Source organism: Sphingomonas sp. Y38-1Y, assembly GCF_032391395.1.
GTDB lineage: Bacteria > Pseudomonadota > Alphaproteobacteria > Sphingomonadales > Sphingomonadaceae > Sphingomonas.
Map to the genome: position 1 here is coordinate 1,375,781 of NZ_CP135916.1, position 20,285 is coordinate 1,396,065.

Genomic DNA, 20,285 nt, shown 5'->3' on the forward strand with positions numbered 1-20,285 from the left:
GCGTCGCGCCCGACTTACTGCGCCATCCCCTTCGCCCCGGCCTGCATCGCCAGGAAGCGGTCGAGGAGGACGAGGCGGAGCGCAATGCCCTCGCGCCACGGCGCGTTCGGCGGCGATAGCCGGAGCGCGCGCAGCCAGGCAGGACGCGCGGCGGCAAGGTCGCCGGCGCGGACATAGGCTAGCCCTTCGTAGAAATAAGGGCCGGGATGCTGCGGGTTGATGAGGTGCGCGCGGCGGAACGCCATCCGCGCCGCGGGCGACATCGCGCCGTCCGCGCCCGCCGTCGCAAAGGCGAAGCCCGTCCACAGCGGCAGGCTGTTGGGCGCGGAGCGGACGCCGCCCAGCATCGCCCGCGCCGCCTTTCGCTCCTCGCCCGCGCGGGTCAGCGCGTCGGCGATGAAGAAATAGCTGTCGCTATACTGAAAGCGGCCGAACAGTTGCTGGCGTAGCGTCACCAGCTCGGCATCGGCGACGCCGACGGGGGGCTCGGTCTTGGGCGTCGCAGCGGGAAGTGCCGGCGATCCCTGAAGCGCATAGCCGGTCGCGCCCAGCATCAGCGCCGCGCCGGCGAAGCCGACCACCGCCTTTGGCAGGCGAAGCACGAGCATCAGCGCGAGCGCCGCGGCCGCGATGCCGGCGAGCGCGAACCAGCCCATCAGCCGCGTCCGCGCTCGGAAGACATCAGGCGCGCCCGATCAGGCGCATCGCCTGGGCATCGGCGACCTGCGCCGCGGGCGTGTCGGTGCGCTCGCTCTCGGCCCACACAGCCTCGAGCCGCTCGGGAATGCGCGCGATGCGGCTCTCCACCTCGGCGCGGTCGCCCTGGCCGAGATATTCGAGGCCCACATTGATGATGCCGCCGGCGTTGATGACGTAGTCGGGGGCATAGAGGATGCCGCGATCGTGGATCGCCCGACCCTCAACTCGCGTCGCGAGCTGGTTGTTGGCGCCGCCCGCGACCGCCTTGCAGCGGAGCGCCGCGATCGACGTCTCGGTCAGGATCGCGCCCAGCGCATTGGGGCTGACGATGTCGGCCTCGACGCCCAGGATCGCGTCGGGATCGGCCAGCGCCGCGCCAAGCTCGTCGGCCATCGCGCTCGCGCGGTCGCAATTGACGTCGGCCAGCGTCAGCCGCGCGCCGTCGTTGGCGAGCAGGCGAGCGAGGCCGCCGCCGACGCTGCCCAGGCCCTGGATCGCGACATGGACGCCCGCCATGTCGTCGGTGCCGAGCGCACGCTTCGCCGCCGCTCGGACGCCCAGATAGACGCCGTGCGCGGTAAAGGGACCGGGGTCGCCGCCGGCGCCGCCGCTCGCTTTGACGGGCAGGCCCGAGGCGTAGCGCGTCTCGCCAGCGATCGTCGTCAGGTCGGCCTCTGAAATGCCGACATCCTCGGCCGTCACATAGCGACCGCCGAGCGATTCGACCGCGCGGCCGAACGCCTTGAGCATCTCGGGCGTTTTGGTGCGGTTGGCATCGGCCAGGATCACGCCCTTGCCGCCGCCCATGGGGAGCCCGGCCATCGCGTTCTTGAAGCTCATGCCGCGCGACAGGCGCAGCGCGTCGGTGATAGCCGCGCGCGGATCGGCATAATGCCAGAAGCGCACGCCGCCCGCCGCCGGGCCCAAGGTCGTCGAATGCACCGCGATCACGGCCTGCAAGCCGCTCACCGGATCGGTGAAGAGGTGAACACCCTCATGGTCGTCGAAGTCGGGGAATCCCCAGTCGGTAAGCACGTGACAATCCGCCGATCGCAGGAAGGAAGGGGGAGGTGGGGCGGACGACGGGACTTGAACCCGCGACCCTCGGTACCACAAACCGATGCTCTAACCAACTGAGCTACGACCGCCACTGAGCCCGCGCGCCTAGACCCAATTCGCGCGCCGCGCAAGATCGTTGCGCGGGTTTGGTGGAGGTTTTGAGCGGGGGCGCCTTTCCAGAACCGTCACCCCGGACTTGATCCGGGGTCCCGCTGCCTCTCCGGGCCTGTGCAAAGAACAAGCGGGATCCCGGATCAAGTCCGGGATGACGCGCTCAACTCCGTTCGTGCTGAGCTTGTCGAAGCACGTGTTCGAAGCGGCACGGTTTGGGGCACGTCCTTCGACAGGCTCAGGACGAGCGGAGCGTTCGGATCGCGTCCTCGATCGCGCCGTAGACCTGCGCCAGATCAACCTCGCCCACGCAATAAGGCGGCATCACATACACCGTGTTGCCGAGCGGGCGGAGGAGCACGCCGGCGGCGGCGCAGTGCGCCTTGATCGCAGGGCCGAGCGCCGAGAGATAACCGCTGCGCGTATCCTCGACCTCGAACGCGGCGAGGGTGCCGAGCGTGCGGGCGGCGGTGACGCCCGGCCATCCGGCCGCCCGATCCATCCAGCCGCGCTGACGCTCGCCCAGTGCGGCGACGCGGTCGAGCACCGGCTCTTCCTGCCAGATGGCGAGGTTGGCGGCGGCGGCGGCGCAGGCGATCGGATTGGCGGTATAGCTCGACGAGTGGAAGAACATGCGCGCGCGGTCGTCCGAGTAGTGCGCGTCATAGACGGGTGCGCTGGCCAGCGTGACCGCGAGCGGAAGGCTGCCGCCGGTCAGCCCCTTGGACAGGCACATGATGTTGGGGACCACGCCCGCCTGTTCGCAGGCGGTGAGCGTGCCGGTGCGGCCCCAGCCGGTCATCACCTCATCGGCGATGAACAGCACGCCGTGCCGCGCACAGATCGCCGCCATCGCCGCGAGCCGCTCGGCCGGATACATCCGCATGCCCCCCGCACCGAGCACCAGCGGTTCGACGATCAGCGCCGCCGGCCGCTCGCGGCACGCGGCCTCCAGCGCGACGAGTGCGGCGTCGTCGTCGGGGAAGGGAAGGGTGCCGACGTCGAACAGCAGCGGCGCATAGGCAGCGTTGAACACGCCGCGCGCGCCGACCGACATCGCCCCGATCGTGTCGCCGTGATAGCTTCCCTCCAGCACGAGGATTCGGTGGCGCGGCTGCCCCCGCGCGGTCCAGAAGCCGAGCGCCATCTTCAGCGCGACCTCGACCGCTGTCGATCCCGAATCGGAAAAGAACACGTGTGCGAGTTGCGGCGGGAACAGCGCGGCGAGGCCGTCGGCCACCGCCTCAGCCTGGGGATGGGTGTGGCCGGCGAAGATGATCTGGTCGGTGCTCGCCGCGGCCTCGGCGATGGCGGCGGCGATGCGCGGGTGGGCGTGGCCATGCGTCGTCACCCACCAACTCGAAATCGCGTCGATCAGCCGATCGCCGGTGTCGGTCCAGAGATAGGCGCCCTCGGTGCGGACGATGCGGGGGATCGGCTCGCCCAGACCATGCTGGGTAAAGGGGTGCCAGATGCGCGTGCGGGTCATCCGAAGTCGGCGAGGTCGAATCCGGCCGCGAACGCCGCGGCGAGCGTGTCGGGCGTCAGCGGATCGATCGGGGCGAGCCGGCCGAGCCGCCGCACGTCGCCCATTGCCTCAATCGTCGCCTCGCTGTCGGGCACGCTGTCGCCGACGAAGGCGATGCCGTGGATCGGGATGCCGCGGCGGCGCATCGCCTCGATCGAGAGGAGGCTGTGGTTGATCGTGCCGAGCGCGGTGCGGGCGACGAGGATGACGGGGAGGTTCCATCGCGCGACGAGGTCGATCGTCGGCAGCGTGCGCGTCAGCGGGACCATCAGCCCGCCGGCGAGCTCGATCACCAGCGGGTCGATGGCGGGCGGGGTCAGGCGCGCGGGGTCGATCGTCACGCCGTCGATCTCGGCGGCCAGGTGCGGCGAGCAGGGGGTGGCGAGGACATAGGCCTCGGGCAGCAGTCGCTCGCGAGGGATGCCTGCCAGCGCGGCGACGGCGGCCGTATCGGTGCCCTCGTCGGTGCCCGACTGAACCGGCTTCCAATAGGTCGCGCCGATCGCCTGCGTCAGCGCGGCGGCGAAGACGGTCTTGCCGATGCCGGTATCGGTGCCCGCGATGACGAAGCGGCTCACAGCGCAGCCTTCAGTGCGTCGGCCAGCGCATCGATATCGTCGAGCTCGACATGGTTGGTGATCGCGATCCGCAGCCGCGCGGTGCCGGGGGGGACGGTCGGCGGGCGAATCCCGCGCACGTCGAAGCCGGCGGCCTGCACTGCCGCGGCGACCGTCATCGCACGATTGTCGTCGCCGAGGATCAGCGGCAGGATCTGCGATCGGCTTCCGATGCCGAGCGATCGTTCGGCATAAGCGATCCGCTGCCATAGCGCGTCGCGGCGCTCGGGCTCGTCGGCGAGGGTGCGAAGGCTCTCGCGCACGACTGCCGCCATCAGCGGCGAGGGGGCGGTCGAGAAGATGAAGCCGCGACCGCGATTGATGAGGAAGTCGCGCATGATCGCGGGGCCGGTCACCAGCGCCCCTTCGGCCCCCAGCGCCTTGCCGCAGGTGTGGAGCGCGATCGTCCGCTCGGGCGCAAGGGCGTGCGACAGGCCGCGGCCCGCATCCCCGAACACGCCGGTCGCATGCGCCTCGTCCACCAGCAGTATCGCGTCGTGGCGCTCGGCGACCGCGACAAGCTCGGCCAGCGGCGCGAGGTCGCCGTCCATGCTGTAGAGGCTCTCGACCGCGATCCACGGCGTGCCCATGCCGCCGCCCCGCCGCCACGCGGCGATCGCGTCGTCGAATCCTTGCGCGTCGTTGTGCACCGCCGCCACGCGATCGGCGCGCGACAGGCGCATGCCGTCATGGGCGCTCGCGTGCACCAGCGCGTCATGGACGATCAGGTCGCCGCGCTGGGGCAGCGTCGCGAGCAGCGTCAGATTGGCGGCATAGCCGCTGGAAAACCACAGCGCCGCCTCATGTTCGAAGAACGCCGCTGCCTCGCTCTCCAGCGCCTCGATCTCGTCATGGTTGCCGCGCAGCAGGCGCGAGCCGCCCGAGCCCATCGGCACGCCGCGCGCGATCGCGTCGGCGGCCGCCTTTCGCAGCCGCGCCGATCCGGCGAGACCGAGATAGTCGTTGGAGGCGAAGTCGACGCCCTCTCGCGGCGCGAGCGACCGGCGGCGCCCGATCGTCGCCAGCGCGTCGAGGTCGGCCGCCTGTGCCGCCAGCATCATCCGCGGCGCCGATGCTGGCTGAGCACCTCATACGCCATCACCGCGGTCGCGACGGCGGCGTTGAGGCTGTCGGCCTTGCCGAGCATCGGCATCTTGACGCGCAGGTCGCAGGCCGCGGCATAGGCGGGCGGCAGGCCCTGCGCTTCATTGCCGGTCAGTAGGAAGGTCGGCGCGGCATAGGCCGGGTCCTGATAGTCGAGATCGGTGTCGAGGCTGAGCGCCACGAGCTGGCCCGGCCCGCACCGCAGCCAGGCGATGAACGCGTCCCAGCCCGCGCGCACGATCGGCACGGTGAACAGCGCGCCCATGCTCGCGCGAACCGCCTCGACGGAGAAGGGGTCGACGCAATCGTCGACCAGGATCAGTCCGCCCGCGCCGACCGCATCGCCGGTGCGCAGGATGGTGCCGAGATTGCCCGGGTCGCGCAGCCGCTCCGCGACCAGCCAGATGCCGGCGGCGCTGCGGTCGAGCTGGTCGAGCGGCGTCTCGAACTCGGCGAATACGCCGACGACGGCGCCGGGATTGTCCTTGCCCGACAGCTTGGAAAGGATGTCGGGCGTCGTCTCGATGGCGTCGCCGCCCGCCGCCTCGACCGCCTCGACCAGCGCGACGACCAGCGGATGGCGCGCGCTGTCGGCGGCAAAGAACATCTGTTCGGGCAGTCGCCCGCCCTCGCGCGCCTCGGTCAGGATGCGCAGCCCCTCGGCCAGGAAGCGACCCTGCGCGCGGCGGTGCTTCTTGTCGCGAAGCTCGCGCGCCGCCTTGACGGCCTGATTGGAATAGGCGGTGATCTGGCGAGGCATGGCGGCGCGCTTTGCCCCAGCGCGGGCGCGAGGAAAAGGGGGCAGCCCCCTAAGCGACGGCCGGCCGGGGCGGTGCGAGTGCAGCCGGCCTCCATTCCACCAGCCGCGTGGCCCCGATCGCCAGCAACGCCACACCCACGCCAGCGATGCACTCGATCAGATAATGCCCCCCTGTCGTCGGCGTGGCCGCCAGCATCATCAGGTTGATCGGCACGAAGAACAGCCGAAGCCGACCGGTCGGCCAGCTCGCCCAGATGAAGAGCACGGCGGCCGCGGCGTGGAAGCTGGGGAAGGCGATCAGACCGCACAGCGCGCCGAGGTCGATCGCGCGCAGCGTGCCCGACCGCAGTGCCTCGATTACGGCGATGTGCATGAAGCCGGGCTGCGGCATCATCGGGTCGTCAGGCCGCAGGAAGTGGGCGCCGGCGGAGGTCGCGCGCGCCAGGGCGAACAGCGCATTGGTGAGGATGAGTGCCAATGCAAAGGCGAGCACGAAGCGATCAAGCCGGGCCTGATGCCCGCTCCATGCCAGTGCCGCCGCCAGCAGAGTGGGTGTCGCGAAGATCGTGAGATAGGCCGCGTCCAGCGGCGCCCCGATCCAGCGATTGAGCTCGAAAAGCCGCCAGTATGTCGGCCAGAAGCTCTCGAGCGGACCCCCCAGCGCGATCAGGTCGGCATCGGCCCAGCCGCTGGTCGAGGCGGCGATGGCGTAGCTGGCGATCGAGCCCAGCAGGCTGAACGCGGCCAGCATGCCCGCCGATGCGATCGCCGCGGTGGCGCGGGGATGCCGCGTGGCGAACCCTTCGCGGGTCAGCCACGGCAACGCGATCGACAGCGCCGGAAACAGGATGGCGACCAGCGCCATGGGACTTGGCGCAAGCGACAAGCCAACGAGCGGGAGGGCGATGGCGAGCGATAATGCCAGGAGCAACGCGCCTGCGCTGGCCAGCCTTCGATATGTCATGCAGCCCCCCGGTCGCTTGGACCTCAGGCTAGGCGCAGACTCGTTAACAAGCCGTCGGGGTCATGCAGCGGATCCGCCGCCGAGCCGCGCATCGATCGCGCGCTCCACGGCGTCGAGGCCGTCTTCGCTGGCGATCGCGAGGTCGAGGGGGCGGCCGCCCAGCGCCTCGTCATGGCCGTTGAGGAACGCGATCGCACGTTCGGAGCCGAGGCGCTTAAAGGCGAGGAGGGTGATGCGGCCCTGTCGCTCGGCGGCGACCGGGTCCATCTTCTTCATCGCGCGGCGCGGGCTGAAGCCCGAGCGGCGGGGTGCGGGTGCCGGTTCGGCCGGCGTGGTCGTCGGTTGATCGGTCATATTCGTCCTGCCCCCTTCGAATGACGTGCCGCCAGCGCTCAGGTGATCGTCGCGCCGATGACGCTCCTCGATCCGGTGAAGTCCGCTTGGACCGTCCGGATCTGTGCGGCATAGGCCGAGGCGAGCCCCTGATGCGAGCGGCGCGAAGCGACGCACGCGGACTGGTCGGCGCGCATGAGCGACACCTGGTGCCGCGCGAGTAGATAGTTGAGGTCCATGGAGACCACTCCTGCAATGTAAGCGGGAGCGCGATGGTCTCTCAGCCACGGGTGCCTACGGATGCGTGTCCCCGGTGGTAACCGATAGGTAGTGCGGATCGGCCGCAATTATAAGACACGGACGCTTGACTCTTAAATCTACATATCTAGTCTTTTTCTGCAAGGCGGCAGAGAGGACGGGCGGATGCGACGTTGGATCGGCGTGGGCGCGGGTGTCGTGGCGGTCATCGCCGGGCTGCTGATTGCGTGGCGCGTGTTCCTCTACGATCCATATGTGAGTGCAGGCGAGAACGGAGTCTACGCCAATGGCTGCTGCGGCACGATCGAGCTGCGCGACGGGCGCATCCTGCTCAACGGGCACAAGTCGGTGCGCTATGTCGTCGGCCGGGACGACGGCGGCGCGTTCGTTCTGCCGCGCCACTATGTCGGCGCGTTCCCCTATCGGCGGTTCGAGGTCGACGGTTCGGCCGCCGTGGTGAATCTTCGGCTCGACAGGCTGCCGACGCCGGGAACGATCACGCTCTATCAGGGATCGGCGGCTTACGACTTCAAGCGCAAGGCGCCGCCTCCGCCGAACTGAAGCTCACTCTTCGCCGAAGCGGTCCTCGACCAGGGTGCAGAGCGCGGTCACGGCGTCCTCGGCGGCGTCGCCGGTGGCGGAGATGGTGATGGTATCGCCCTTGGCGGCGCCCAGCATCATCAGGCCCATGATCGACGTGCCGGTGACGCGCGAGCCGTCCTTCTCGACGGTGACTTCGGTCGGCTGGGCGCTGGCGAGCGTCACGAACTTGGCGCTGGCGCGTGCGTGGAGACCGCGGCGATTGGTGATGAGGACCGCGCGGCTGACGGTCATGCCGCCGCCTCGCCCAGCACTTCGGAGGCGACGGAGATGTACTTGCGCCCCGCCTCTCGCGCGGCAGAGACGGCTTCGGTGACCTTCATCGTCTTGCGCGCGCCGCCCAGGCGGATGAGCATCGGCAGGTTGATGCCCGCGATCACCTCGACCCGGCCGGTCTCGAGCAGCGAGATGGCGAGGTTGGAGGGGGTGCCGCCGAACAGGTCGGTGAGGACGATCACGCCGCGGCCGCCATCGACCTCGCCGATCGCGCGGGCGATATCGGCGCGGCGTTCCTCCATGTCGTCTTCGGGGCCGATGCAGATCGTCGCGATCGCATCCTGCTTGCCGACGACATGCTCCATCGCGACCACGAATTCCTGTGCAAGGCGTCCATGGGTCACGAGGACCAGGCCGATCATTGGATTTTCCGTCATAGCCTTCATGTCTTGGCGGGCGCGCCTTCGAGCGAGTCCTGCGGCGCGGTGCCCAGGTCGCGGTGTTGTACCGTGGGCGAAAATCCCTCGGCGCGCAACCGTGCGCCCACCCGTTCGGCCAGGTGGACCGAGCGGTGTCTTCCCCCGGTACAGCCGAATGCGACGGTGACATAGGCCTTGCCCTCCGCACGGTAGCGGGGGAGCAGCATCAGCAGCAGCCGCTCGATCGCGTCGACCGACTCGGCATAGGCGGGATCGCCGCGGACATAGTCGGCGACGTCGGCATCGCGGCCGGTGCCGGGGCGAAGCTCTGGCACCCAATGCGGATTGCGCAGGTAGCGCATATCGAAGACGAGGTCGGCGCTTCTCGGTACGCCGCGGGCGAAGCCGAACGACATGACCGACAGCGTCGGTTCGCTGCCGCCCTCGCCGCCGAAGCGGTCGCGCACTTCCTGCGCCAGCGCGTTCGCCGACAGGGTGGTGGTGTCGATCAGGCGGCCGGCCCAGTCCTTGATCGGCTGCAGAAGCTCGCGTTCGCGCAGGATGCCGTCGGCGGCGGGGCGGTCCTGCGCCAGCGGATGGCGGCGGCGCGTTTCCGAATAGCGGCGTTCGAGCTCGGTGCCGCCGCAGTCGAGATAGAGGATCGTGATGTCCTGGCCGCGGTCGGCGAGCTGCTGAACGCGCTTGACGATGCGCGCGGCGTCGAAGCCGCGGGTGCGCGTCCCCATGCCGAGCGCGAGCGGTCGGTCGCCGTCCGGCGATCCCGTCGCGGGCGCGGTCTCGAGCAGCCGGTCGAGAAGGACGAGGGGAAGGTTATCGACCACCTCCCACCCCAGATCCTCGAGCGTGCGGAGCGTGGTGGTCTTCCCGGCACCCGACATGCCGGTGACGAGGAGGATGCGACGGGGCTGGGTCATGGTTTCTGCCGGGCGAGCGCCAGTTCGACCTTGATCGGCGCGGACGGCTCGAGCGAGGCGAGGGCGGTGCAGGGGATGTCGATCCCGGCAATCGAGCGAGACCGGAGATCGGCCGGCAGGCGCTCCGGCGCCGGATCGATCGTCACAAGCAGCGCGACCGGCACGTCCGCGACGTGCGCCATCTCGACGATGCCGATCCCGCGCACCTCGATCCGGCCGGCGATGGTAACGGGCGGAGATGCGAGGAGCGTCGATCCGGCGCGGCGAAGAAGGGTATAGTCGTCGCTGACGAGCACCGCGCCGCGATCGATCAGGCGGAGCGCGAGGTCGGACTTGCCCGTGCCAGAGCGGCCCGCGATCAGCACCGCGCGACCCTGGATCGCCACGCACGACGCGTGCAGCGTCTCCGACGACAACGCCGTCATCCCTCGATCCGATCCCCGTCCCCAAAGGCCCGCGGCAGCCGCACGACGAAGCGCGCGCCGCTGACCCGATCCTCGCGCGACTCGACGTGGATCGTGCCCGAATGGCCTTCGACGATCGTACGTGCGATGGCAAGGCCGAGGCCGGAGTGTGCGCCGAATGCCTCGCCATCCGGGCGGACCGAATGGAAGCGGCGAAAGATCGCCTCGCGCGCTTCCTCAGGCACGCCGGGCCCCTCGTCCTCGACGCGGACGATCAGCCGGCGGCCGGCTGCCGAGGCGCCGACGCTGACGACGGCTTGGTCGGGGGAGAAGGACAGCGCGTTGTCGATCAGGTTCTCGAACACGCGCGCCAGCCGCGACCCGTCGCCATTGACGATCAGGGCCTCGTCGCCGGGCAGGTCGAGGCGGAGGCGGATGTCGCGGGGCAGGCCGCGCGTCCGCCGCGCCTCGACGATCGCCTCCAGCATCTCGGCGAGGTCGAGCGGCTCGAACTTGGTGCGGCTCAATTGCGCGTCGAGGCGCGACGCCTCCGAAATCTCGGTGATGAGACGGTCGAGGCGCTGGACGTCGTCGCGAACGATGTCGAGAAGCTGCGCCTGAAGCGCCGGGTCGCGGATCGACCCCAGCCCCTCCACCGCCGAACGGAGCGATGCGAGCGGATTCTTCAATTCGTGCGTCACGTCGGCGGCAAACGCTTCGGTCGCGTCGATGCGCAGGCGTAGCGCCTGGCTCATGTCGGACACGGCGCGGGCGAGCATCCCGATCTCGTCGCGGCGGTCGGGCAGGCGCGGCACGACCACTTCGCGCGCGCGGCCCAGCCGGACGCGGACCGCGGCGCGGGCGAGCTTGCGGAGCGGCTGGACGATCGTGCGCGCCAGGAAGAAGGACAGGAGGAGCGACGCGAGAGCGACGCCCGCTAGGACGACGGACAGCCGCCAGCGCTCGGCCCGCACGACCGAGGTGATGTCACGCGCATTGACCGTGGTCATCAGCGTGCCGCGAGCCCCCAGCGGCGCGGCGGCGGTGAGGACCGGGGTCCGATCGGGAGCGCGCCACAGCGTCGACGGCGCCTCGTGCGTCGAAAAGGCGCGGGCGACGTCGGGCCAGCGATAGCCGCGACCGCGCGGACGCTCGCGATAGAGCGGCGCGCGGTCGGCGCCAACGACGGTGTCGATCCCTGCGTCGAGGAAGCGGCCGATCGTCTGGCCGACCGGCTGCTTGTCGGGATCGCGCAGGCGGAAATTGGCGACCCCCAGCGCGCGGCTGTCGGCGCGCTGGACGCCGTCGGGGCCGAAAGTGCGGATGCGCGTCCCCGTCTGTCGCGCGAGGCGGGTGACGAGCACTTCCTCGTCGCTCATCCGCGTCGCCATCAGCGCCTGGGCGATCAGCCGCGCTTCCCGGCTCGCCTGTTCGAGCCGCGTGTCGATCAGCCGCGTGCGATAGCTGTCGAGATAGAAGAACCCGCCCGCCAGCATCGCCAGCGCGATGCCGTTGACCGCCAGGATGCGCGGCGTGAGGCTGATCCGCCCCGACCAGCGCAGCGAGAGCGCCCGATCGTCGCTCCGCGACGGGCCGCGATCCTCACTCGTCGGAGAAGCGATAGCCCGCACCATAGAGCGTCTCGATGGCGTCGAACTTGGGGTCGACCTGCCGGAACTTGCGGCGCACGCGCTTGATGTGGCTGTCGATGGTGCGGTCGTCGACGTAGATGTCGTCCTGATACGCTGCATCCATCAGCTGGTTGCGCGTCTTGACGATGCCGGGCCGCTGGGCGAGCGTTTCGAGGATCATGAACTCGGTCACGGTCAGCGTGACGTTCTGGCCGCCCCACAGCACCTTGTGCCGGGCAGGGTCCATGACCAGCCGCCCGCGTTCGAGCACGGGCGCGGCGGGCTCATTCGACCCCTCGCCAAGCCCCGCCGCCGCTTCGGTCCGGCGCAGGATCGCGCGGATGCGGGCGATCAGCAGGCGCTGGCTGAACGGCTTTGCGATATAGTCGTCGGCGCCCATCGCGAGGCCGAGCGCCTCGTCCAGCTCGTCGTCCTTGCTGGTGAGGAAGATGACCGGGATCGTCGACTTCTCGCGCAGCCGGCGGAGGAGCTCCAGCCCGTCGAGCCGCGGCATCTTGATGTCGAGCACGGCGAGGTCGGGGGGATTGTCGATCAGCGCCTTCAGCGCCGCTTCGCCGTCCGAATAGACGCGCGTCAGGAAGCCTTCGGCCTGAAGCGCGATCGAGACCGAGGTGAGGATGTTGCGGTCGTCGTCGACCAGCGCGACCGTCGCGCTCACGGTTTCGGAGGCTCGATGATGCGATGGCCCATGCCGCTCGCCTAGCCCAAAGCGCGACCCGGCTCAATCGCTCGCGAAGGGCGACCGCGCTGCTTGACGAGGGGGCGGAGCGGGCCGACAGCGTGGGCGATGGCCAGTTCCCCCTTGTCGCCGCCCGAAACCGCCGCCGGCCAGCAGGCGGCGTTGATCGCCGGTGCCGGCGGGTTGGCGGCGGCGGTGCTGGTGCTGGGGCTGCTCGGTGATTGGCGGATCGCGGTCGCGTTCCTGGCGGCGGCGCTGGTGGTGGCCGGGGGCGTGCTCGCGTTCGCGCGCGTCGATCGGCGGCGCGGGGCGGAGGCGGCGGGGCCGGACTGGTCGCTGGCGCAAGCGCTGGCGTCGGCTAGCGAGGCGGCCGTCGCGGTTACCGATCGATCCGGACGGCTGGTCTGTGCCAACGACGCCTATCGCCTGCTGTTCGACGGGCTGCCGACGCCGCCGGGCCTGCCACTGGATGGCGATGGCGAGGGGCGGCTGGGCGTCGCGGGCCGGGCGGCATGGCGCGATGGCGCGGCCGAGATCGAGGGGCTGGCACGGCACGGGCAGTCGGTGAGCGCCCGGATCACCCGCGCGGGCGACGACATGCTCCTCTGGCAATTCACGCGGATCGCCGGCGACGGTGCGGCGGCGAGCGGGATCGAGACGCTGCCCGCGATCCTGTCGGCGATCGCCGGCGCGCCGGGCGAGCGGTTGGGCGGCGCGGGCGTGATGACGGTGGCGATCCAGCCCGATGGGCGGATCGAGGCGGCGAACCGCGTCTTCGCCGCGCGTGCGCTGGGCAGCGCCGATGCGATCGTCGAGGGGCGCGACTTCGCCCGGCTGATGCTCGCCGACCCCAGCGGCCATGTTCGTTTCGAGCGGGAGGGTGAGGCGGGCAATCCGCTGCGCCTCATCCAGCTGCCGCTGGGCGAGGGCGAGCAGGCGCCGATCGTCCTGGCGCTGATCGACGAGGAGGATGCGGGGCTTCCCGCCAGCATCGGCGAGGATGTGGCAGCGCATGTCCGCGCGCTCGTCAGCCTGTTGCCCGTGGGCGTCGGCATGGTCGACCGCGAGGGGCGCTTCGTCCACATCAACGATTCGTTCGCGGCAGCGACGGGCGTCAACGCCGCCGCACCGCCGCTCTATCCGGGCGACCTGGTGGTGCGCGAGGACAAGGCAGCGCTCGCCGACGCGATCCGCCGCTTCTCGGGCGGGGCAAGCCATGCCGCCGACATGCAGGTGCGGCTGGCCGCGCGGCCCGACGAGCCCGTCGCGCTGACGCTGGCGGGGGCGCGCGGGCTGGGCAACGCGTCGGTCATCCTTTGCCTCAAGGAGACGGGCGAGGAGGGGCAGCTGAAGCGCCAGGTCGCGCAGGCGACCAAGATGCAGGCGGTCGGCCAGCTGGCGGGCGGCGTCGCGCACGACTTCAACAACATCCTGACCGCCATCATCGGGCATTGCGACCTGATGCTGATGCGCCATTCGCCGGGCGACAGCGACCATGACGACATCCAGCAGGTCCGCCTCAACGCCAATCGCGCCGCGGCGCTGACGCGCCAGCTCCTCGCCTTCTCGCGCCAGCAGACGCTGCGGCCGCATGTGCTCCAGCTGGCCGACGTGGTGTCGGAGGTTTCGCACCTCCTCACCCGCCTGCTGGGCGAGACGGTGCGGCTGGAGGTCGCGCACGGTCGCGGGCTGGGCGCGGTGCGCGCCGATCCGGGGCAGCTCGAGCAGGTGATCGTCAACCTCGCGGTCAACGCGCGCGATGCGATGGTCGCCGCCAACCCCAAGGGCGGCGGCACGCTGACGATCGAGACGCTGGCGCTCGGACGGGCGGCGGTGAAGCGGATGGCCGACGACGTGCTGCCGGTCGGCGATTATTCGGTGCTGCGCATCACCGACACCGGCACCGGCATCCCGGCCGAGATCCTCCCCAAGATCTTCGAGCCCTTCTTCACCACCAAGGAAGTGGGCAAGGGGACGGGGCTGGGCCTCTCCACCGTCTATGGCATCGTCAAGCAGTCGGGCGGCTACATCTTCGCCGAATCGCCCGCCGGCCTGGGCGCGCGCTTCACCATCTATTTCCCGGTCTATGCCGCCGGCGAGGTGCCGGTGGCCAAGGTGCCGCCCAAGCCGGTCAAGCGTGCCGCCGAATGGGGCACCGGCACCGTCCTCCTGGTCGAGGACGAGGCGATGGTGCGGGCGATCGCCGAGCGCGCGCTCGCCCGGCAGGGCTACAAGGTACTGACCGCGGAGAACGGCGAGGCGGCGCTGGAGCTGATCGCGACGAGCGAGCGGCCGGACCTGCTCGTCTCCGACGTCGTCATGCCGATGATGGATGGGCCGACGATGGTCGCCAAGGTGCGCGAGCGCTATCCCGACCTGCCGATCCTGTTCATGTCGGGCTATGCCGAGGAGCAGCTGCGTCGGTCGATCGACCTCGACAACGTCGCGTTCCTGCCCAAGCCCTTCTCGGTCCAGCAGCTGGCCGACGCGGTGCGCGGGGTGATGGAGGCGTAATCAATGCTTGGCGCAAACGCTACGCCGTGCGTATGACGCCGGCATGACCGAGCGCACGCGTATCCTCATTGTCGAGGACGAACCCCTGATCGCCATGATGCTTGAGGATTTCCTCGACGCGCTGGGCAAGCAAGTGGCGGGGACGGCGGAAACCGTGGCGGGCGCGTTGGACCAGGTTGCGCGCGGCGGCGTCGATGCCGCGATCCTCGACGTCAACCTGCGCGGCGGCGAGAAGAGCTGGCCGGTGGCCGACGCACTGGCCGCCGCGGGCATCCCGTTCGTCCTGGCGACCGGCGGCGACACGGTCGCGGAGGCGCACTCGACGCGTCCGGTGCTGGCCAAGCCGTTCACGATGGACGGTGTGGAGCAGGCGCTGGGGGCGCTCTGACGCCACCTGTTCATAAAATCACCGTTAGCGGCCGAGCGAAGTCGAGGTCGCGTATCGAAGCACTGTTTGGCGGTCCTTCGATACGCCATCTCGACTTCGCTCGATGGCTACTCAGGACGAACGGGTGGGAGGTTCTTCTTCCGGTGAGGGGAAGTCGCGCTAACCCACCCGATCCCCGACCACGCTGAACGCTAATTTAACCTCTCACCGCGCATAGCATCCCCGTTTCTGCATGCGGTTGCGGGTCGTCCCCGTGTCCGCTGCACCGGTGGAGATGTGGGATGCGAGTTCGCGTGAAGGCCAGGGCGGCGCTGTTGCTGGGGACCGCTTCGGTGCTGGTAAGCGGCTGTTCGTCGGGCAATCGGCCCGAGCTTCCCCCCGCCCAGTTCGTCGCGACCAAGGAAGGGCCGGGCGAGGAATATGTTATCGGCCCGCTCGATTCGCTCCAAATCTTCGTCTGGCGCAATCCGGAGCTGTCGGCCAAGGTTCAGGTGCGCCCCGACGGCCGCATCACCACCCCGCTGGTTGCCGACATGCCCGCGGTGGGCAAGACGCCGTCGATGCTCGCCGACGACATGAAGATCGCGCTCAAGGAATATATCAAGGACCCGATCGTCTCGGTCATCGTCGACCAGTTCCAGGGCACGTTCAGCCAGCAGATCCGCATCGTCGGCGCGACCGAGAAGCCCGCATCGATCCCGTATCGCGCCAACATGACGCTGCTCGACGCGATGATCGCGGTCGGCGGACTGTCCCAATATGCGGCAGGTAACAAGGCGCGACTGGTCCGCTTCGATCGCGACACCGGCAAGCAGCGCGAGTATGCCGTGCGCTTGGGCAGTTTGCTGAAGGACGGCGACGTGTCGGCGAACGTTCGCCTCGAAGCGGGCGACGTCATCATCATTCCGCAGAGCATGTTCTGATGGACGCGATCTACGACGAGATCCGGGTCGGCCTGCACGCCGTCTGGCGGCGCCGCTGGCTGGCGCTTGCCGTCGCCTGGGGCATCTGCCTGGCGGGCTGGCTGGTCGTGTCGCAGATCCCGAACCAATATGTCTCGTCCGCCCGCGTGTCGGTGCAGCTTCGCAGCGTGCTGCCCGGGCAGGACAATCCGATGGCGCAGGCCGACCAACAGCGCGACGTCGATCGCGTTCGCCAGACGCTGTTGTCGGCGGTGAACCTCGAAAAGGTCGTGCGCGGCACGTCGATCGCCAACTCGGTGTCGAGCGACCGCGACGTCGCCGATCGCGTGGCGGCGCTGCAAAAGGCGATCAAGATCACCGCGCAGCCCGACACCAACATCTTCGAGGTATCGGCGACGATCGCCAATGCCGGCGCGTCCGATGCCGCCAACGCCAAGCTGGCGCGCGAGGTCGTGCAGAAGCTGATCGACATCTTCGTTGAGGCGAACCTAGCCGACACTCGCGACGAGGCGAGCCAGTCGCTGAAGTTCCTGGACGAGCAGATCGATCAGCGCCAGCGCCAGCTTCAGGATGCCGAGGGCAAGAAGGCCGAGTTCCAGTCGAAGTACATGGGCGCGCTGCCTGGTACCGGCAGCCTGGAGGAGCGGATGTCCGCCGCGCGCAATCAGTTGGCGCAGGTCAATTCCGACCTCGCCGCCGCGCAGTCGGGCCTCGCCGCGGTCAACGGCCAGATGGCGGGCACGCAGCCCTCGCTGCCCGGCACCGCGGGCTCGGCAGTCGGGCCGGCGCGCGCGCGGGTCGCGACGATCCAGGGGCAGCTTGCCGAGGCGCGCGGACGCGGCTGGACCGACAGCCATCCGGACGTCATCGCGCTCAAGAACCAGCTTGCGATCGCCAACGCCGCCGCGCGCGGCGAGCCGCTGGCGGGCGGCGACGGCGGAGCGCCCAATCCGCTCTACCTGAGCCTCCGCTCGATGCAGGCCGACCGCGCGGCACAGGTCGCGGCGCTGACGCAGCGCAAGGCGCAGCTCGAGGCCGATATCGCGCGCTTTGACGGGACGATGGGCGCACAGCCCGCCGTCGCCGCCGAACAGGCGTCGATCGACCGCGACTATCTCGTCCTCAAGGACCAGTATGACAAGCTGCTCGCCAGCCGCGAGCAGGTGCGTATCCGCGCGCAGGCGAACAACGAGACCGACGCGGTCAAGATCACCGTGATCGATCCGCCGACCAGCCCGCGCAAGCCGACCGCGCCCAACCGGCCGCTCCTCCTGTTCGGCGTGCTGATCGTCGGACTGGGCGGCGGTGCGGCGGGGGCGTGGGGGCTGTCTAAGCTCCAGACCACCTATCCCACCGTCCAGCGCCTGGAAAAGGCGAGCGGGATGCCCGTGCTCGGCAGCATCGGCGAGGTGGTGAGCGATGCGGTGCGCACGGGTCGCCGGCGCCAGCTCAAGCTGTTCGCGGGCGGCGCGGGCGCGCTGGTCGGCGCCTTCCTGCTGCTCATGAGTATCGAGTTCCTCCAGCGCGGGCTGGTGGCGTGATGGAGACGAGGAACATGACCGCCGCCGATCCCAATCGCCCACCGCGGGCCTCCCTGCTCGAGCGTGCGAGCGACTGGTTCGACTATGCGCCGCCGCCGCCGACCGTGGCTGCGCCGCGCCACGATCCGTTGCCGCCGGCCTATGTGCCCGAACCGATCGACGCAGCGCCCGCGGGCGAATTCGTCGCCGTGCCCGTCGTTCGCGAGCGTGTGTCGATCGACCGGGAGCGGTTGACCGAGCGCGGGATGCTCGTTCCCGGCGCGGCGGTGACGCCGCTTGCCGAGGAGTTCCGGCTGGTCAAGCGCCAGCTGCTCGCCGCCGCGGCCGAGGTCGCGCGCAGCGACGCGGACAAGGCGCGCGCGCTGCTCGTCTGCTCGGCGCGGCCGGGTGACGGCAAGACGTTTTGCGCCGCCAACCTCGCGTTCAGCCTGGCGGCCGAGCGGGATGTCGAGGTGCTGCTGGTCGACGCCGATGTCGCCAAGCCCGACGTGCCGCGCGTGCTGGGGCTGGAGGACGGGCCGGGTCTGCTCGATGCGATCGGCGATCCGGCGGCCGACGTCGAGACGCTGGTGCTCGACACCGACGTGCCGCAGCTTCAGATCCTGCGCGCGGGTACCCGTGGCCATGCCGATACCGAGCTGCTCGCCTCGACCCGCGCGCGTCAGGTGATCGCCGGGCTCGCGCGCGCCAATCCGCGCCGGATCGTGCTGTTCGATTCGCCGCCGGCCCTGGCCGCCAGCCCTGCGGGCGTGCTCGCCGGGCTGGTCGGACAGGTGATGATGGTGGTTCGCGCCGACCGTACGAGTGAGGGCGACCTGCGCGAGGCGGTGACGCAGCTCGCCGCCTGCGACCGGGTGGCGTTGATCCTCAACTCGGTCTCGCTGCGGCCGGGCGGCAATCGCTACGGCGACTATTATACCTATGGGGGTGAAGCGTGATGCGCACGTTTCTCGTCGCGTCGACGGCGCTTGCGTGCGGCCTTGCCGTGCCGGCGGCGGCGCAGGACCTGCCGCCCGGTAGTGGCGGCGGCGCCGGCGGCGGTCAGCCGCGCAGCGACATTTCGCCGTTCATCAACCTGAGTCAGGTGCTCGTTGCCGATCTCAACAACGGCAGCGACGTGCTGACCTATTCGACCGTTCAGGCGGGTGTCGACGCGACGGTGCAGACGCGCCGCGTGCAGGCGCAGGTCAACTACACCTATGAGCATCGCTTCGCCTGGGGCGACGACCTGGACGACACGTCGGTGCACAGCGGCCTGGCGGTCGCGACAGCTCAGTTGACGCCGTCGATCGGCTTCGACGTCGCCGCGATCGGCACACGGGCGCGCAGCGACATTCGCGGCGCCGCGCCGGGCCTGCTGGTCGGGAACGTCGCCAACATCGTCCAGCTCTACGGCATCTATGGCGGCCCGACCTTCCAGACGCAGGTCGACCAGCTTTCGGTCAACGCCGCCTATCGGCTCGGCTATTCGAAGGTCGAGACGCCCGACAGCGGCGTCGGCCTGCTGCCCGGCCAGCCGCGGCAGGACTATTACGACGACAGCATCAGCCACATGCTGACCGGCAGCATCGGCACGCGTGCTCACACCTATCTCCCCGTCGGTTTCACGGTGTCGGGCCTCTATGAGCGCGAGGATGCCGGCCAGCTCGACCAGCGGTACGAGGGCTATTACGGCCGCGGCGACGTGGTGCTGCCCGTCTCGGGCACGCTCGCGCTGACGGCGGGCCTCGGTTACGAGCGGATCCAGATCAGCCAGCGCGACGCCTTGCTCGATGCCGACGACAATGTCGTCGTCGATCGCAACGGGCGCTTCGTCACCGACGAAAGCTCGCCGCGCCGGCTCGCCTACGACATCGACGGCGTCTTCTATGACGCGGGCGTCGTGTGGCGGCCGAGCCCGCGCACCACGCTGGAGGTGCATCTGGGCGAGCGGTACGGCACGTTCAGCGGCACCGGGTCCCTCAGCTGGCAGATGAGCGAGCAGGCAGGCCTGCAGATCGTTGTCTATGACAGCGTGCAGAGCTTCGGACGCCAGCTCGGCGACGGGCTGTCGGCGCTGCCGACCAGCTTCTCCAATCCGTTCGCGGGGCAGGGCAACCAGTATAATGGCTGCATCTTCGGCACGCGCGGCGGCGCGGCGGGGGGCTGCCTCAATTCGGTGTTCCAGTCGGTCTCGACCGCCAACTATCGCGCGCGCGGGATCGACGCTGTCTATGCCGCGACGCAGGGCAATCTGCGCCTGGGTCTGGGCGGCGGCTATTCCAACCGCCGCTTCGTGACGGGCGAGAACGTCCCCGGCGTGTCGCTGTCGGGGCTGGAGGACGAGAGCGCGTACGTCCAGGCGTTCGCCAGCCGCCAGCTCGATGGCAATTCGGGGCTGACGGGCGACGTGTTCTACAACTGGTATCGCGCGGGGCTCGGCGGATTCGAGACGCGCGGCGCGGGCGCGACGGGCGCCTATTATCACAATTGGGGCCGGCTCGACGCGGTGGCGTCGGCGGGCGTCTATGTCTCCGACCAGTCGCTCAGCGACGCGGACGTGGTGGCACAGGCGCTGCTCGGCCTTGGCTATCGGTTCTGA

General features: G+C 69.9%; 22 protein-coding genes and 1 tRNA gene. 7 read left to right on the forward strand and 16 right to left on the reverse strand.

Annotated features, from left to right (window positions below; all coding sequences use genetic code 11):
- Positions 1–14 precede the first annotated feature (14 nt).
- The 10 genes from RS883_RS06540 to RS883_RS06585 all read right to left on the reverse strand — a co-directional run bounded on the left by RS883_RS06540 (position 15) and on the right by RS883_RS06585 (position 7,414).
- The gene (locus RS883_RS06540) at positions 15–656 is read right to left on the reverse strand and encodes a hypothetical protein (RefSeq protein WP_315763969.1); all 642 of its coding nucleotides are present in this window, start codon (positions 654–656) and stop codon (positions 15–17) included.
- Positions 657–681: 25 nt separating this feature from the next.
- Positions 682–1,734 carry a Glu/Leu/Phe/Val family dehydrogenase gene (locus tag RS883_RS06545; RefSeq protein WP_315763972.1) on the reverse strand — a complete coding sequence of 351 codons (1,053 nt, stop codon included), beginning with the start codon at positions 1,732–1,734 and terminating at the stop codon, positions 682–684.
- Between the two features lie 36 nt (positions 1,735–1,770).
- Positions 1,771–1,847 (reverse strand) — tRNA-His (locus RS883_RS06550).
- 260 nt (positions 1,848–2,107) lie between these two features.
- Positions 2,108–3,358 (reverse strand): adenosylmethionine--8-amino-7-oxononanoate transaminase, encoded by a 1,251-nt coding sequence (locus tag RS883_RS06555; RefSeq protein WP_315763974.1) that lies wholly within the window; start codon positions 3,356–3,358, stop codon positions 2,108–2,110.
- On the reverse strand, positions 3,355–3,975 hold the full coding sequence (gene bioD / locus RS883_RS06560) for a dethiobiotin synthase (protein WP_315763977.1): 621 nt from the start codon (positions 3,973–3,975) through the stop codon (positions 3,355–3,357). Before bioD ends, RS883_RS06555 begins: the two co-directional genes overlap by 4 nt.
- Positions 3,972–5,072: an 8-amino-7-oxononanoate synthase gene (locus RS883_RS06565; RefSeq protein WP_315765018.1), complete on the reverse strand. Its 1,101-nt coding sequence runs from the start codon at positions 5,070–5,072 to the stop codon at positions 3,972–3,974. Before RS883_RS06565 ends, bioD begins: the two co-directional genes overlap by 4 nt.
- Entirely contained in the window at positions 5,072–5,878 is an 807-nt protein-coding gene (locus RS883_RS06570; protein ID WP_315763979.1) for an RNA methyltransferase, read from the reverse strand. Before RS883_RS06570 ends, RS883_RS06565 begins: the two co-directional genes overlap by 1 nt.
- A 49-nt stretch (positions 5,879–5,927) precedes the next feature.
- Positions 5,928–6,743, reverse strand: coding sequence for a phosphatase PAP2 family protein (locus tag RS883_RS06575; protein WP_315763982.1), 816 nt, complete (start codon positions 6,741–6,743; stop codon positions 5,928–5,930).
- A 159-nt stretch (positions 6,744–6,902) separates the two neighbouring features.
- Positions 6,903–7,196, reverse strand: coding sequence for an antitoxin Xre/MbcA/ParS toxin-binding domain-containing protein (locus RS883_RS06580; RefSeq protein ID WP_315763985.1), 294 nt, complete (start codon positions 7,194–7,196; stop codon positions 6,903–6,905).
- Positions 7,197–7,234: 38 nt separating this feature from the next.
- Entirely contained in the window at positions 7,235–7,414 is a 180-nt protein-coding gene (locus RS883_RS06585) for a hypothetical protein (protein ID WP_315763987.1), read from the reverse strand.
- A 184-nt stretch (positions 7,415–7,598) separates the two neighbouring features.
- Here RS883_RS06585 and RS883_RS06590 point away from each other — a divergent pair, with 184 nt between their 5' ends.
- A complete protein-coding gene (locus RS883_RS06590) occupies positions 7,599–7,994 on the forward strand; it encodes a hypothetical protein (RefSeq protein ID WP_315763990.1) in 396 nt (131 codons plus the stop codon).
- A 3-nt stretch (positions 7,995–7,997) separates the two neighbouring features.
- On the opposite strand, the gene RS883_RS06595 is transcribed toward RS883_RS06590, so the two are convergent.
- The 6 genes from RS883_RS06595 to RS883_RS06620 are packed head-to-tail and all read right to left on the reverse strand — an operon-like array spanning position 7,998 to position 12,317.
- On the reverse strand, positions 7,998–8,267 hold the full coding sequence (locus RS883_RS06595; RefSeq protein WP_315763994.1) for an HPr family phosphocarrier protein: 270 nt from the start codon (positions 8,265–8,267) through the stop codon (positions 7,998–8,000).
- Positions 8,264–8,671: a PTS sugar transporter subunit IIA gene (locus tag RS883_RS06600; protein ID WP_315763997.1), complete on the reverse strand. Its 408-nt coding sequence runs from the start codon at positions 8,669–8,671 to the stop codon at positions 8,264–8,266. Before RS883_RS06600 ends, RS883_RS06595 begins: the two co-directional genes overlap by 4 nt.
- 20 nt (positions 8,672–8,691) lie before the next feature.
- Positions 8,692–9,603: an RNase adapter RapZ gene (gene rapZ / locus RS883_RS06605; protein WP_315763999.1), complete on the reverse strand. Its 912-nt coding sequence runs from the start codon at positions 9,601–9,603 to the stop codon at positions 8,692–8,694.
- The gene (locus RS883_RS06610; protein WP_315764001.1) at positions 9,600–10,028 is read right to left on the reverse strand and encodes an HPr kinase/phosphatase C-terminal domain-containing protein; all 429 of its coding nucleotides are present in this window, start codon (positions 10,026–10,028) and stop codon (positions 9,600–9,602) included. The genes rapZ and RS883_RS06610 overlap by 4 nt, the downstream gene beginning before the upstream one ends.
- Complete coding sequence (locus RS883_RS06615; RefSeq protein WP_315764003.1) at positions 10,025–11,641, reverse strand: sensor histidine kinase; 1,617 nt, start codon at positions 11,639–11,641, stop codon at positions 10,025–10,027. The genes RS883_RS06610 and RS883_RS06615 overlap by 4 nt, the downstream gene beginning before the upstream one ends.
- Complete coding sequence (locus RS883_RS06620; RefSeq protein WP_315764005.1) at positions 11,610–12,317, reverse strand: response regulator transcription factor; 708 nt, start codon at positions 12,315–12,317, stop codon at positions 11,610–11,612. Before RS883_RS06620 ends, RS883_RS06615 begins: the two co-directional genes overlap by 32 nt.
- Before the next feature lie 129 nt (positions 12,318–12,446).
- On the opposite strand from RS883_RS06620, the gene RS883_RS06625 reads away from it, so the two are divergent.
- The 6 genes from RS883_RS06625 to RS883_RS06650 all read left to right on the forward strand — a co-directional run bounded on the left by RS883_RS06625 (position 12,447) and on the right by RS883_RS06650 (position 20,285).
- Positions 12,447–14,852, forward strand: a complete 2,406-nt coding sequence (locus RS883_RS06625; protein WP_315764007.1) for a hybrid sensor histidine kinase/response regulator — start codon at positions 12,447–12,449, stop codon at positions 14,850–14,852.
- A gap of 43 nt (positions 14,853–14,895) precedes the next feature.
- Positions 14,896–15,240 (forward strand): response regulator, encoded by a 345-nt coding sequence (locus RS883_RS06630; RefSeq protein ID WP_315764010.1) that lies wholly within the window; start codon positions 14,896–14,898, stop codon positions 15,238–15,240.
- Positions 15,241–15,521: 281 nt separating this feature from the next.
- A complete protein-coding gene (locus tag RS883_RS06635) occupies positions 15,522–16,163 on the forward strand; it encodes an XrtA/PEP-CTERM system exopolysaccharide export protein (protein WP_315764013.1) in 642 nt (213 codons plus the stop codon).
- Positions 16,163–17,704 (forward strand): XrtA system polysaccharide chain length determinant, encoded by a 1,542-nt coding sequence (locus tag RS883_RS06640; RefSeq protein WP_315764014.1) that lies wholly within the window; start codon positions 16,163–16,165, stop codon positions 17,702–17,704. The genes RS883_RS06635 and RS883_RS06640 overlap by 1 nt, the downstream gene beginning before the upstream one ends.
- A gap of 14 nt (positions 17,705–17,718) precedes the next feature.
- Positions 17,719–18,642, forward strand: a complete 924-nt coding sequence (locus RS883_RS06645; protein ID WP_315764017.1) for a P-loop NTPase — start codon at positions 17,719–17,721, stop codon at positions 18,640–18,642.
- Positions 18,642–20,285 (forward strand): hypothetical protein, encoded by a 1,644-nt coding sequence (locus RS883_RS06650; protein WP_315765020.1) that lies wholly within the window; start codon positions 18,642–18,644, stop codon positions 20,283–20,285. The genes RS883_RS06645 and RS883_RS06650 overlap by 1 nt, the downstream gene beginning before the upstream one ends.